Raw genomic sequence first — 15,020 nt, 5'->3', positions numbered from 1 at the left:
CCACGCCCCCCGGGCGCCCGGGAACCCCGCCGAGGGAACGGTCCTCGTGACCGGGGGCACCGGAGCGCTGGGCGGCCTCGTGGCCCGGCACCTGGTCGCCGAGCACGGCGTACGCCATCTGCTGCTGACCGGACGCCGCGGACCCGACGCCCCGGGCGCCGCCGAACTCGTCGCGGAACTCACCGGAGCGGGCGCCCATGTCACCCTCGTCGCCTGCGACACGGCGGACCGGGAGGCCCTCGCCCGCCTCCTGGACGCCATCCCCGCCGACCATCCCCTCACCGCAGTCGTCCACACCGCGGGCACCCTCGACGACGGCGTCGTACAGTCCCTTGACCGGGACCGTTTCGACAAGGTGTGGCGGCCCAAGGCCGACGGCGCCCACCACCTGCACGAACTGACCGAGCACCTGGACCTGGACGCGTTCGTCCTGTTCTCCTCCCTCGCCGGACAGGCGGGCAACGCGGGACAGGCCAACTACGCGGCGGCCAACACCTTCCTCGACGCACTCGCCCAGCACCGGCACGCGCAGGGGCTCCCGGCCACCTCCATCGCCTGGGGCCTGTGGGGCGAGACCGGTGAAGCGGGCGGCACCGGCCTGGCCACCCGCCTGGATGAAGCGGCCCTGGCCCGCGCCGGCCACGGCGGCCTGCTGCCCCTGGCAGCCGCCGACGGCCTCGCACTCCTCGATGCCGCCCTCGCGACGAGCAGGCCCCTGCTGGTCGCGGCACGATTCGACGCCACGGCCCTGCGCGCCCGCGCCGACGAGGGCACCCTCGCCCCCCGGCTGCGCGGCCTGGTGCGCACGACCGCACGGCGTGCCGCCGCCCCCGGCCCGAACAATCCGGCCGACCTGCTGAAGGGACTCGACCGGCCCGCGCAGGAGAACCTCGTACGGGACCTGGTCCGCACCACGGTCGCCGCCGTGCTCGGACACCCGGACACCTCCCGCGTCGAGGACGACCTCGCGTTCAAGTCGGCGGGCTTCGACTCCCTCACCGCCGGTGAACTGCGCAACCGGCTCTGCGCGGCCACCGGCCTCGCCCTGCCGGTGACGCTCGCCTTCGACCACCCCACACCGGCCGTACTCGTCGGGTACCTGCTCCGCAGGCTCGAACCGGCCGCCGCGCAGCCACCCGTACTCGCCGAACTGGACCGGCTGGAATCCGCGCTCGCGTCCCTGGCCGACGACGAAGAACTGCGCCGCACCGTCGCGGGGCGGATCGAGAACCTGCTCGCCGCGTGTGCGGCACCGGCACCGGAGACGGCACGGGACGCCGAGGACGACACCTCCCGCATCGAATCCGCCACCGCCACCGACCTCTTCGACCTGATCGACAAGGAGTTCGGCGGGCTGTCCAGCTGACCCCGCCCGACCGGCTCCGCCCGCACGATCCCACGCACCACGACCGGCAGGACCGGACATCCCGACAGAACGGAAGACCATGAACACGTTCACCACTTGGAAAGAGCTCAGCAAGGGCGACGGCGACGAGGTCGTCCTGGCCGTCGACTTCGACGCCACCGGCCGGGGCGAGGCCCGCTTCAGTGACTTCGTGCCGCTCATGGACCCCGGACACACCGTGCTGGAGACGCTGCCGCAGGCCGTCGCCTCCAGCCCCGACACGCCTGCCGACGCCTACATAAAGCAGTGGGTCGACGAGATCAGGGCAAGCGGCAAGCGGGTCAGGGCGATCCTCGCGTTCTGCGCCGGGGCTACGTACGCCGCCGCCATGGCCGTCGAGATCGAGAAGACGCAGGGAAACTTCCCGCAGACCATCCTCTTCGACCCGGAGCGGGCCGCCGCCGCACCCATGTACTGGCAGTTCCACAAGGCGGTCGGACAGATGGAGGCGGTCCTCGGCGCGGCCGAGGTGGGCCCCGTCCAGGACGCCGCGCAGCGTGCCACCGAGGAGTGCACCAGCCTCACCGACCTGGCCCGCAGGCTGCTGCTCCTCTACCACACCCTCGCCCGCACGGCCTGCGAGAAGCTCGGCCTGGACGAGCGCCGCCGCGCCGAGATGACCGAAACCGCGGGCGGCTTCCTCGCCTACCTGTCGACCGCCGAGCAGATCGACCCCACGGCTGCCTGGAAGAAGTGCACGGCCATCACCTCCAACACACCGACCAGCGGCCTCAACGGCTTCCGGGCCCTCAACCCCGGCCACGACGCCGACCTCGTGGCCGAGGAGATCCACTTCGACGTGCCGCACGTGGAGATCCTCTCGACGCCCGACATCGCCCGGACCGTCTCGGGCCTCCTCGCCGGCTGAGCGGGCCCGCCGGACCGCATGCGACGGACACGAGCCCACCCCTCCCCAGGCCACAGAAGGAAACCGGAATGACCATCACCGCGACGCACACTCAAGCGAACGGTCCGGCCCCCGCGGTCCTGACCGCGGCCTCCCGCAAGGAACAGGCGCTGTGGCTGCTGGAGAAGCTCGTCCCGTCCGGCGCCGTGAACAACCTGTCCGTCGTGTTCTCCACCGACGAGCCGCTGGGGGAGTGGGAACTCCAGAAAACCCTCGACGCGCTGCTCACCAGGCACGAAACACTGCGCACGGTCTTCCACGGAACCGATGGCGCACTGGTCAGGCAGACCGTTCCTGCCGACCGGTTCGCCGTCCCCGTGGACACCCGGCCGATGACCAAGGACGACGCCCTGGCCGCGGTGGCCGAACTCGTCGCCATGCCCTTCGCCTTCGACGGCCGGCCCCTGGTACGGGCCGGTCACTTCCAGGGCCCCGACGGCGACGTGTTCTGCCTGGTGATCCACCACATCGTCTTCGACACGGTGTCGGCCGGAATCCTCCTCAAGGAACTGACCGGCATCTACGAGGCGGTCGCCGCGGGCCTCGACATTCCCGAGGAGCTCCGCGAGCCGCAGCCCGCGCTCAACTCCTCGCCCTACTCGCAGGAGAGCCTCACCTACTGGCGCGACCACCTGCGGGACTTCGACCCCTCCGCCCTCGGCCTGGACTGCGGCACGGACGACCGGCCCGACCCGACACTCATCGGCGACTCCGTCCTGCACACCCTGTCCGACGCCGCCCGGGACGCGGTCCGCCGGCTCCAGCAGGAACTGCGCGCCCCCGAAGCGGTCATCCTGCTCGCCGCCTACTACCTGCTGCTCGCCCGGCACGGCGCCGGCCCCGACCTCGTCGTCGGCTCACCCGCCAACATCCGCCCCGCGGACGCCGCCGACGCCATCGGGTACCACGTCAACACCCTGCCGCTGCGGGCCCGGGTGAACCTCGACACCGGCTTCCGGGACCTGGCGGCCCAGGCCCGCGAGGCGTTCTTCGGGGCGATCACCCACGCCGACGTACCCGTGGACGTCCTCCTCCCCGAGATCCGCCACACCGGCAGCACCTGGCGCAACACCCTCTTCCGGCACCTGTTCAACTACGTGCCCAACGCCGGCCCGCCGACCTTCGACATCGACGGCACCACCGCCACCCGACTCCTCATCGAGAACGGGTACAGCAAATTCGACCTGGAGTTCTTCTTCCTCGCCTCGCCCGAGGAGATCACGATCCGCGGAGTCTTCTACACCGCGGTCCTCAGCCGCTCCGACACCGAATTCCTGCTGGAACGGTACGACGCCCTCCTCGTCGACCTCGGCCGGAACCCCGACCGGCCGATGGGCGAACTGTCCGCCCTCAGCCCCCGCGACCACGCGGTCATCGACGCCGCCAACGACACCGGAGCCGAGGTCACGCCCCCCACCCTCGTCGAGGCGATAGCCGGCACCGCCGCGCACAGCCCGCACGCCGTCGCCTTCGAGGACGGCGAACGCTCGGTCACCTACGCCCAGCTGTGGCGGACCGCCCTCGCCAACCGCGATCGGCTGCGCGAGACGGGCGCCCGCCCCGGCGACATCGTGGCCCTGGGCGGCCGGCGCAGCCCCGAACTGGCCGCCGCCGTACTCGGCACCTGGCTGGCCGGCGCCGCCTACCTGCCCCTCGACCCGGACCATCCCGCCCAGCGCACCGCCTACCTCCTGGAGGACTCGGGCGCCGGGATCGTCCTCGCCGCCCCGGACTTCGACCACACACCCCAGGACGGGGTCCGGGTACGCCCCATGGCGGCCGTCAGCGACACCGGCGACGACCCCGCGGCCGACGAACTCGCCGCGACCGCCGACCCCGGCGACACGGCCTACCTGATCTACACCTCGGGATCGACGGGCAAGCCCAAGGGCACGATCATCACCCACCGCGGGCTGGCCAACGCCATCACCCACTTCCGGCGCGAGATCGGCGCCACCGCCGGCGACGTGATGCTGTGGCTGACCACCTTCACCTTCGACATCTCCGGCCTGGAACTGTTCGTGCCGCTCATCTCCGGCGGTTGCGTCGCGGTGGCACCGGACGCGGCACGCAGGGACGGACAGGTCCTCCTCGACGTACTCGAACGCCACCGGGTCGGCATCATCCAGGCCACCCCCACCACCTGGAACCTCATCGTCGACAAGGCGGGCCACCGGCTCGACGGACTGCGCGGCATCACCGGCGGCGAACCCATGCCACCCGCCCTCGCCCGGCAGATCACCGCCGCCGGCTGCCACCTCACCAACATGTACGGCCCCACCGAGACATCGATCTACTCCAGCTGCGGAACCATCCCGCCCGGGGCCACCACCGTCGACATCGGCACGCCCATGGACAACACCCAGCTCTTCATCACCGACACCGACGGCCGGGAACGGCCCGTGGGCGTACGCGGCGAACTCTGCATCGCGGGCAGCGGCGTCGCCCTCGGCTACCACAACAGGCCCGAACTCACCATGGACCGCTTCGGCAGCCACCTGAAACTGGGCCCCTTCTACCGCACCGGCGACCTGGCCTGCTGGCGGCCGGACGGCACCGTGGAACTGCAGGGCCGCATCGACCGCCAGGTGAAGCTGCGCGGCAACCGCATAGAACTGGGTGAGGTCGAGGCCGTCCTGCTCGAACACGCCGAGGTGCAGGGCGTCGCCGTCGTCGTCGACGACGAAGCGGGCGGCGGACCGCTTCTGGTCGCCTTCGTACAGTCCGGCGCACCGGCCGACGGCCTCGCCGACCGGCTCTGGGCACACGCACGGGCCACGCTGCCGGGCGCGTCCGTGCCGCAGGAGTTCATCGTCGTCGACTCCTTCCCCGCCACCGTCAGCCACAAGACCGACTACCTCGAACTCAAGCGACTGGCGCAGCAGCACCGCGCCGCCCGCTCGGCCACCACCGGCACCACCGCCTACGCGGGCGACACCCTGGTCGCCGGACTGGTCGCCCTGTGGCAGGAACTGCTCGACCGGAGCGACATCGACGGCGACACCAACTTCTTCGCCCACGGGGGCCACTCGCTCCTCGGGGCCCAGCTCGTCCAACGCGTCGAGGAAACCGCCGGCCACCCCCTGGCCATGGCCGATCTGTACGCCGACCCGACACCTGCCCGGCTCGCCGCCCGCATCCGCAGGGCGCGAGGAGAGGAACAGACCCCGTGACGAGCGAAACCGCCGGAGAAGAGGCCAGGCTTCTCGACTACCTCAAGCGGATGACCATCGATCTGCGCGAGGCACGACGACGCATCCAGGAACTTGAGGACGCGCCGCACGAACCGATCGCCATCGTCGGCATGGGCTGCTCCTACCCCGGAGGAGTCCGCTCGCCCGAGGACCTCTGGGACCTCGTCGCAGCCGGCACCGACGCGATCGGGGACTTCCCCACCGACCGCGGCTGGGACCTCGACGCACTGTACGACCCCGACCCCGACACCCCGGGCACCTGCTACACCCGCAAGGGCGGATTCCTGCCCGAGGCCGCCTCCTTCGACGCCGGACTGTTCGGCATCACCCCCAAGGAGGCCCTCACCATCGACCCGCAGCAGCGACTCCTGCTCGAACACAGCTGGGAAGCCGTCGAACGCGCCGGCATCGACCCACGGACCCTGCACGGCAGCCGCACCGGCGTCTTCGTCGGCGTCATGTACAACGACTACGGCTCCCGCCTGCGACCCGTGCCCGACGGCTTCGAGGGCTACATCGGCAGCGGCAGCGCCGCCAGTGTTGCATCCGGCCGGATCTCGTACTGCTTCGGACTCCAGGGCCCGGCGCTCACGGTCGACACCGCCTGCTCGTCGTCGCTGGTGTCCCTGCACCTCGCCTGCCAGGCGCTGCGCCGTGGCGAGTGCACCGCCGCACTGGCCGGTGGCGTCACCGTCCTGGCCACCCCCACCGTCTTCACCGAATTCGCCCGGCAGCGCGGCCTCAGCCCCGACGGGCGCTGCCGGTCGTTCTCCGGCGACGCCGACGGTACGGGCTGGGCGGAGGGAGTCGGCGTCCTCTACCTGGAACGCCTCAGTGACGCGCTGCGCGCCAACCGGCCCGTACTCGCCGTCATCCGCGGCAGCGCCGTCAACCAGGACGGCGCCAGCAACGGCCTGACCGCCCCCAACGGACCGTCCCAGGAACGGGTCATCCGCGACGCGCTGGCCGACGCCCGCCTCACCGCCCCGGACATCGACGCGGTAGAAGCCCACGGCACCGGCACCACCCTCGGTGACCCCATCGAGGGCCAGGCCATCCAGGCGGTGTACGGAACCGGCCGCGCCGCCGGAAAGCCGCTGCTGCTGGGCTCCCTGAAGTCCAACATCGGGCACAGCCAGGCCGCCGCAGGCGTCGGCGGAGTCATCAAGACGGTGATGGCACTGCGCAACGGCGTTCTCCCCAGGACCCTGCACGCCGAGAACCCGACCCCGCACATCGACTGGACCGAAGGCACCGTACAACTGCTGCGGGAACCCGCCGACTGGCCGCGCACCCAGCGCCCCCGCCGCGCGGGCATCTCCTCGTTCGGCATCAGCGGCACCAACGCCCACGTCATCGTCGAAGAAGCCCCGGACCGGCCGGCGCGGGAGACCCCCGCAGCAGCCCCGGAAGTCCCGAACGCGCCGAAAGTCCTGAAGGACGCCCCGGACGCGGAACGCGCGGACGGCACGGCCACCGCCGCGAAGCCCACCGTCGCGTGGCCCGTTCACGCCCGTACGCCCAAAGCACTGCGCGAACAGGGAAACCGGCTCGGCACCCATATCGGACGCCACCACGGATCCACACCCGTCGACGTGGCCCACGGCCTGGCCACCGGCCGCACCCCCTTCGAGCACCGGGCCGTCCTCATCGGTGCCGACCGGGACGAACTGCTCCACTCCCTGGACCGGCTGGCGCGCGGCTCCGGCGCACCACACCTCGTGCGCGGCGCCCCCGACCCCCTGGCCAAGGCCCCCTACGCGGTGCTGTTCTCCGGCCAGGGATCGCAGCGCCCCCGCATGGGCCTCGACCTCCACCGCCGCTTCCCCGTCTTCGCCGAAGCGCTCGACGAAGCCTGCGCGGCACTGGACCCGCACCTCGAAGCACCCCTGCGCGACGTGCTGTTCGCCGACTCCCCGGACACCGCCGGGGCATCCGGGCGGGGCCCGCTCGACCGCACCGCCTGCACCCAGGCCGGAATCTTCGCCGTCGAGGTCGCCCAGTACCGGCTCCTCGAACGGTTCGGCATCACACCGGATTTCGTCGCGGGCCACTCGATCGGCGAACTCGTCGCCGCACACGTCGCCGGCGTCTGGACACTGGAGGACGCGGCACGCCTCGTCGCAGCCAGAGGACGGCTGATGCAGGCCCTGCCCGAAGGCGGGGCGATGCTGGCGGTGCAGGCCGCCGCGGCCGAGGTCGAACCGCAACTGGCAGGCCGGGAACACGAGATCGCCCTGGCCGCGGAGAACGGCCCCGCATCGGTGGTGATCTCGGGCGACCCCGACGCCGTCCGGGAGATCGGCGAATTCTGGCACGAACGCGGTCGGCGCACGAAGCAGCTGAAGGTCAGCCACGCCTTCCACTCACCGCACATGGACGGCATGCTCGACACGTTCCACACGGTCGCCAAGGAACTGACCTACCACCGGCCGCACCTGCGGATCATGTCCCACCTCACCGGCGAGACGGCCACCGACGACCTGCTCACCCCCGAGTACTGGGTACGCCACGTACGCGAGCCGGTCCGCTTCGCCGCAGGCGTCCACCGACTCGCGGAACTCGGCGTCGGAACCTTCATCGAGGCGGGCCCCGACAGCGTCCTGACCCCGATGGTCACCGAATGCCTCACCGGGACGAAGGGCGAGGCGATCGCCCTGGCCCGACGCGACCAGGACGAACCCACCGCGTTCCTGACCGCCATGGCCAGAATCCATGTGCGGGGCGGCACCGTCGACTGGTCCGCACAGTGCGACGGCATGACGGTGCACCCGGCGGAACTGCCCACCTACCCGTTCCAGCGCCGCCGCTACTGGCTCGACGAGGTGGTCCCGGCCACGCCGCGGCCCACCCGCACGCCGACCGCCGCGACGGAACCGCGCGACGAGGACGAAGAGCTTGCGGAAACCGCGGCGGCGCGCCTGGCCGCGGCAGCCCCCGAGGACCGGTACCCGCTGATCCTCGCCGCCGTGCTGGAAGCCGCCGCCGAAGTCATGGGACTCGACACGGCGGACGACATCGACCCCCGGGCCCAGCTGCTCGAACAGGGATTCACCTCCCTCATGGCGGTCGACCTGCGCAACAGGGTGATGGCCGCGACCGGGGTCGACCTGCCCGCCACGGTCGCCTACGACCACCCGACCTTCGAAGCGATAGCGAGCCACGTGCACTCGCTCATGAACACGGAATGAGGCTGTCTTTCATGTCGAACCAGTCGTACGGGGACAACGCCATCGCCGTGGTCGGTATGTCGTGCCGCCTGCCCGGGGGAGTGAACGGCCCCGACTCGTTCTGGGACCTCCTGGTCGCGGGCGGTGACGCGGTCGGCGAGGTGCCGGCCGACCGATGGGACGCGGAGACGTTCTGGTCCGACGACCCGACGGCCCCGGGACGCGCGGTGGCACGCCGGGGCGGATTCCTGGACCGGGTGGACGGGTTCGACGCGCGATTCTTCGGGATCTCGCCGCGTGAGGCGGCGGCGATGGACCCGCAGCAACGACTGGTGCTCGAACTGGCATGGGAGGCGCTGGAGAACGCCGGGGCGGTACCCGGCCGACTGCGGGGCAGCCGGGCCGGTGTGTACATGGGAGCGATGGCCGACGACTACGCGACGTTGTCGCGGCGCGCCGGAGTGGAGGCCATCGGAGCGTTCACCTCTACGGGCCTGGCCCGGAGCGTGATCGCCAACCGGGTGTCGTACCTGCTCGGGCTGACAGGCCCCTCGCTGGTGGTGGACTCGGGCCAGTCGTCGGCCCTGGTGGCGGTGCATCAGGCGTGTCAGGCGCTGGTTCGGGGTGAGGTGGGCTGGGCGCTTGCGGGTGGGGTGAATCTGATTCTGGCGCCGGAGTCGTCGGTGGCGGTGTCGAAGTTCGGTGGGTTGTCGCCGGATGGTCGGGCGTATGTGTTCGATGAGCGGGCGAATGGTTATGTGCGGGGTGAGGGTGGCGGTCTTGTCGTTCTGAAGCGGTTGGCGGATGCGGTTGCTGACGGGGATGACGTGGTCTGTGTGATCGCGGGTGGTGCGGTCACGAATGACGGGGGTGGTGAGGGTCTGACCGCGCCGAGTGCGGAGGGTCAGGAGGAGGCGCTGCGGCTGGCGTATGCGGATGCGGGGATTGCCCCGGCTGATGTGGATTATGTGGAGTTGCACGGGACGGGCACTCGGGTGGGTGATCCGGTGGAGGCGGTTGCGCTGGGTCGTGTGCTGGGGTGTGCGGAGGGTCGTTCCGGTGCGTTGAGGGTGGGTTCGGCGAAGACGAATGTGGGGCATCTGGAGGGTGCCGCGGGGGTTGTGGGGCTGGTCAAGGCGGCTTTGGCGGTGCGGTATCGGCGGTTGCCGGCGAGTTTGCATTTCCGGGTTCCGAATCCGGGGATCGATCTGGAGTCGTTGAATCTGCGGGTGCAGACGGAGCCGGAGGACTGGCCGAACGAGGGCAGCGGTCGTGTGCCGGTGGTGGGGGTGTCGTCGTTCGGGATGGGCGGTACGAACTGTCATCTCGTGCTGACGGCCGGACCCGAACCGGTCGAGGACAACGATGGCGGTTCACCGGTGCCGGCGGTGGTTCCGGGCGTTGTGCCGTGGGTGTTGTCGGCCAGGTCGGCCGGGGCGTTGCGTGAGCAGGCGGGGAACCTGGCCGGGTTCGTGGAGGGCCGGCCGGAGGTGGAGCCGGCTGATGTGGGGTTCTCCCTGGCGACGGCGCGGTCGGTGTTCGAGCACCGTGCGGTGGTGCTCGGGGAGAGCCGGGAAGAGCTGCTGGCGGGTCTGCGGGCCCTGGCCGAGGGCGGCTCTGCCGGTGACGTGGTGCGGGGGCAGGCGGCGGATGCCGGTGGTGTGGCGCTGCTGTTCTCGGGTCAGGGAAGCCAGCGTGCGGGGATGGGCCGTGAGCTGTACGAGGCGTTCCCCGTTTTCGCGGCGGCGTTCGACGAGGCATGTGCCTTCCTGGACCGTGAGCTGGGCCAGGAGCTGAACAACGGCTCGGTGGGGTCGTTGCGGGATGTGGTGTTCGCCGGAACCGGCGACGGGGCTGCGGGTTTGCTGGATGAGACGGTGTTCACGCAGGCCGGTCTGTTCGCGGTGGAGTCGGCTCTGTTCGCGTTGGTGTCGTGGCTGGGAGTGCGTCCGGACGCGGTGATGGGGCACTCGGTCGGTGAGATCACGGCGGCCTGGGCGGCCGGGGTGTTCTCCCTGGAGGACGCGTGTGTCCTGGTCGCGGCGCGGGGGCGGCTGATGCAGGCGGCCCGTCCCGGTGGTGCGATGGCCGCGATCGCGGCACCCGAGAGCGAGGTCGCTGAGCATCTTGCCTCGTACGAGGGGCGGGTGTCGGTGGCTGCGGTCAATGGACCCGCTGCCGTCGTGATCTCGGGTGATGCGGATGCCGTGACCGAGATCGTGGATTATTTCCGTGAGCTGGGCACGCGTACGAAGCGTCTGACGGTTTCGCACGCCTTCCACTCCTCCCACATGGACTCGGCTGCTGCGGCGTTCGAGGAGGCCCTGGCCGGGGTCGTCTTCCGTGAGCCGTCCCTGGCGGTGGTTTCTAATATCACCGGTGCCATGGCTGAGCCGGGTGAGCTGACGGTGGCCGCTTATTGGGCGCGGCACATCCGGGCAGCGGTCCGTTTCCACGACGGCGTCGAGTCTCTCCACTCCCATGGCATCTCCACTTTCCTGGAGCTGGGCCCGGACCCGGTTCTGACTTCTCTGGTGCGTGATGCTCTGGATGGTCAGGGTTCCGTGGTGGCGGCGTGTGTGTTGCAGCGGGACAAGGGCGAGGTCCGGACGGTGCCGCGTGCGCTGGCGGCGGTGTTCGCCTCCGGGACCGAGACCGACTGGACCCCGCTCCTCGGATCCGGTCGGCGCATCGCTCTGCCCACCTATCCCTTTCAGCGCAAGCGGTACTGGATCGACACCCCCGAACTCACCGGCCCGGCCTCCGGTGCCGTAGCCGACATTCCGGCCGATGCCGATGCCGATGCCGATGCCGAGCTCGAGGAGGAGGACGGCGAAAGCTGGACCGGACGGCTGCGTGGGCTGACCGACGCGCAGTGCATCACGCTGATCGCCGATCTGATCCGCTGGCACACCGCTGAGATCCTGGGGTACGAGACCGAGAACGAGGTCGATCGAGCGCTCCCGTTCAAGGAGTTGGGCTACAACTCGCTGACGTCGGTCGAGCTGCGCAGCCGGCTGGCCGCCGACCTGGGCATAGCCCTGCCCTCCTCCCTCGTCTACGACCACCCCACCCCCGAGGTGCTGGCCGGTCACATCGTGACATCGTTGCTCGGGACCGCCGGCGTGACGGACCTTCCCACGGCCGCTACCGCCGCCTACGACGAGCCCCTCGCCATCGTGGGCATGGCCTGCCGCTACCCGGGAGGCGTGGCCTCGCCCGAGGACCTCTGGCAGTTGGTCGCCTCCGGCACCGACGCCATCGGCCCGCTGCCCGACGGCAGGGGCTGGAATCTCGAAGCTCTCTACGCCCCTGAACGCGGCACCCCCGACACGACGTACACCCGGCACGGCGGGTTCGTGTACGACGCCGACACCTTCGATGCCGAGTTCTTCGGCATCAGCCCGCGCGAAGCCCAGGCCATGGAGCCGCAGCAGCGACTGCTGCTGGAAACAGCCTGGGAATCCCTCGAAACCGCAGGCATCGTTCCCCAGACCCTCAAGGGCAGCAGCACGGGTGTGTTCGTCGGGGCGATGACGCAGGAGTACGGGCCCCGCCTCCACGAACCCGCGAAGGACGCCGGAGGCTATCTCCTAACGGGGACGACGGCGAGTGTGGCGTCGGGTCGGATTGCGTATTCGTTGGGTCTTGAGGGGCCGGCGGTGACGGTGGACACGGCGTGTTCGGCGTCGTTGGTGGCGTTGCATCTGGCGGCGCAGGCGTTGCGCAGTGGTGAGTGCGGGCTGGCGTTGGCGGGTGGGGCGACGGTGATGGCGTCGCCGGGGATGTTCGTGGAGTTCTCGCGTCAGCAGGGGTTGTCGGAGGACGGGCGGTGCAAGGCGTTCTCGTCGGACGCGGACGGTACCGCGTGGGGCGAGGGTGCGGGGGTGGTGGTGCTGGAGCGGTTGTCGGATGCGCGGCGCAACGGTCATCCGGTTCTGGCGGTGCTGCGGGGGAGTGCGGTCAATCAGGACGGTGCGTCGAATGGGCTGACGGCTCCGAATGGTCCGTCGCAGCAGCGGGTGATCCGTCAGGCGCTGGCGAACGCGGGTCTGACGGGTGCGGACGTGGACGTGGTGGAGGCGCACGGTACCGGGACCAAGCTGGGTGATCCGATCGAGGCGCAGGCGTTGCTGGCGACGTACGGGCAGGAGCACACGGCCGAACAGCCGTTGTGGCTGGGCTCGTTGAAGTCGAACATCGGCCACAGCATGGCCGCTGCCGGTGTCGGCGGCGTCATCAAGATGGTGATGGCCCTGCGCAGGGGGACGTTGCCGCGTACGTTGCATGTGCAGGAGCCGACCGGTCATGTGGACTGGGAGTCGGGTGCGGTTTCCTTGTTGACGCAGGAGCGTTCCTGGCCGGAGCTGGAGCGTCCGCGCCGGGCCGCGGTTTCCTCGTTCGGTATTTCCGGCACGAACGCGCATCTGATTCTGGAGCAGGCACCAGTTGACGGGGACGGAGGCGGGGCTGCCCCCGTGGAGGGCCCGGTGCCGTGGGTGTTGTCGGCCCGGAGTGGTGCGGCGTTGCGTGAGCAGGCCGCCCGCCTGGCCGGTTTCGTCACCGACCGGCCGGAGCTGGACCCGGCCACGGTCGGTTCCGCGCTGGTGCACGCCCGTACCGCTTTCGATCACCGGGCGGTCGTCGTGGGCACCGACCGCGACGAACTCCTGCGGGCCGTGCAGGACCTCGCCGAATCCGATGCCCTCGTGGAAGGAGCCACGGCCTCGGGGCGGACGGTCTTTGTCTTCCCGGGGCAGGGTTCGCAGTGGATTGGTATGGCTGCGGGTCTGTATGCGGATTCTCCGGTGTTCCGGGCGCGGTTGGAGGAGTGTGCGCGGGCGCTGGAGCCGTTCGTGGAGTGGGATCTGCTGGAGGTGCTGCTCACGGAGGAGGGTGCCGGGCTTCTGGAGCGGGTGGATGTGGTGCAGCCGGCCTTGTGGGCGGTGATGGTGTCGCTTGCGGGGCTGTGGCAGTCGTTCGGGGTCGTTCCGGACGCGGTGGTGGGGCATTCGCAGGGTGAGATCGCGGCGGCGGTGGTGGCCGGGGCTCTGTCGTTGGAGGACGGGGCTTTGGTGGTGGCGTTGCGGAGCCGGGCGATTGTGGTGCTGGCGGGTCGGGGCGGGATGGTGTCGGTCGCGCTGGGTGCGGATCGGGTGCGTGAGTATCTGGGGCGGTGGTCGGGTGAGGTGGCGGTGGCCGCGGTCAATGGGCCGTCCTCGACGGTGGTCTCGGGCTCCTCCGGTGCTCTGGATGAGTTGGTGGGGGTTCTGGAGGTGGAGGGGGTGCGGTGCCGGCGGGTGCCGGTGGACTATGCCTCGCACTCCCCGCATGTGGAGGCGATCGAGGAGGAACTCGCCCGCATCCTGGCCCCGGTCACGCCTCGTACTCCGGTTGTTCCGCTGTACTCGACGGTGACCGGCGAGGTCGTGGACGGTGCGGGGCTGGACGGCGGGTACTGGTACCGCAATCTGCGCGGCACGGTGGAGTTCGAGAACGCGATCCGGTCCCTGCTCGCGGACGGGTTCACCGCGTTCGTGGAATGCAGCGCCCACCCGGTCCTGACGATCGGGCTCCAGGAGACGTTCGAGGCGGCCGACGCCTCACCCGCCGTCACCGCGATTCCGTCCCTGCGCCGTGACGAGGGCGGCATGGAACGCTTCCTGATCTCCCTCGGCCAGGCGTGGACGCACGGACTGGACGTCGACTGGGGACAGGTACTGCCCGAGGCGGGGCGCCTCGCGGCTCTGCCGACGTATGCCTTCCAGCGCAGTCGGTACTGGCTGGAGTCGGCAGGTCCGGTGGGTGGTGATGTTTCGGCGGCGGGTCTGGTCGCGGCCGGGCATTCGTTGCTGGGTGCGGTGGTGGAGTTGGCGGGTGCTGATGGTGTGGTGCTGTCGGGGCGGTTGTCCTTGCGGACGCATCCATGGCTGGCCGATCACGCGGTCGCGGGCACGGTCCTGCTGCCGGGCACCGCCTTCGTCGACCTCGCCCTCCACGCGGCCGACGAGACCGGCTGCGACACCCTCGAAGAGCTCACCATTCAGGCACCCCTCGTCCTGGCCGAAGGCACCGCCGTCCAGCTGCGGGTCGAGGTCGGTGAGCCGGGTGAGGCCGGCCGTCGCACCGTGGACATCCACTCCCGGCCCGACACCGAAGGCTCCTCGTGGACCTGCCACGCCTCCGGTGAAATCGGCACCGCCACGCCTACTACGACCCCGGATGGTGTGGGGGTGTGGCCTCCGGTGGGTGCGGTGCGGGTTGATTCGTCGGGGTTGTACGGGGCGTTGGCGGTGGCGGGTTATGAGTACGGGCCGGTGTTCCAGGGTGTGGAGGCGGTCTGG

Annotated in this window: 5 protein-coding genes; all 5 read left to right on the top strand. The window is 70.7% G+C overall.

What is annotated here, in order from left to right; translation table 11 throughout:
• Positions 1-1,366 (top strand): SDR family NAD(P)-dependent oxidoreductase (locus AADR41_RS37490; protein ID WP_342286569.1); only part of this gene is annotated, 1,366 nt, incomplete at its 5' end.
• A 79-nt stretch (positions 1,367-1,445) separates the two neighbouring features.
• Positions 1,446-2,273, top strand: coding sequence for a hypothetical protein (locus AADR41_RS37485; RefSeq protein WP_259934757.1), 828 nt, complete (start codon positions 1,446-1,448; stop codon positions 2,271-2,273).
• 68 nt (positions 2,274-2,341) lie between these two features.
• The gene (locus AADR41_RS37480) at positions 2,342-5,485 is read left to right on the top strand and encodes a non-ribosomal peptide synthetase (RefSeq protein WP_342286567.1); all 3,144 of its coding nucleotides are present in this window, start codon (positions 2,342-2,344) and stop codon (positions 5,483-5,485) included.
• On the top strand, positions 5,482-8,697 hold the full coding sequence (locus AADR41_RS37475; RefSeq protein ID WP_342286565.1) for a type I polyketide synthase: 3,216 nt from the start codon (positions 5,482-5,484) through the stop codon (positions 8,695-8,697). Before AADR41_RS37480 ends, AADR41_RS37475 begins: the two co-directional genes overlap by 4 nt.
• Positions 8,698-8,708: 11 nt before the next feature.
• A partial coding sequence (locus AADR41_RS37470; protein WP_342286563.1) for a type I polyketide synthase occupies positions 8,709-15,020 on the top strand: 6,312 nt, incomplete at its 3' end.

Origin of the sequence: Streptomyces sp. CLV115 (assembly GCF_038448545.1) — a bacterium.
Taxonomy (GTDB): domain Bacteria; phylum Actinomycetota; class Actinomycetes; order Streptomycetales; family Streptomycetaceae; genus Streptomyces; species Streptomyces sanglieri.
Note: the sequence above shows the minus strand (reverse complement) of the source record. Positions and strands in the feature narration are given on the sequence as shown.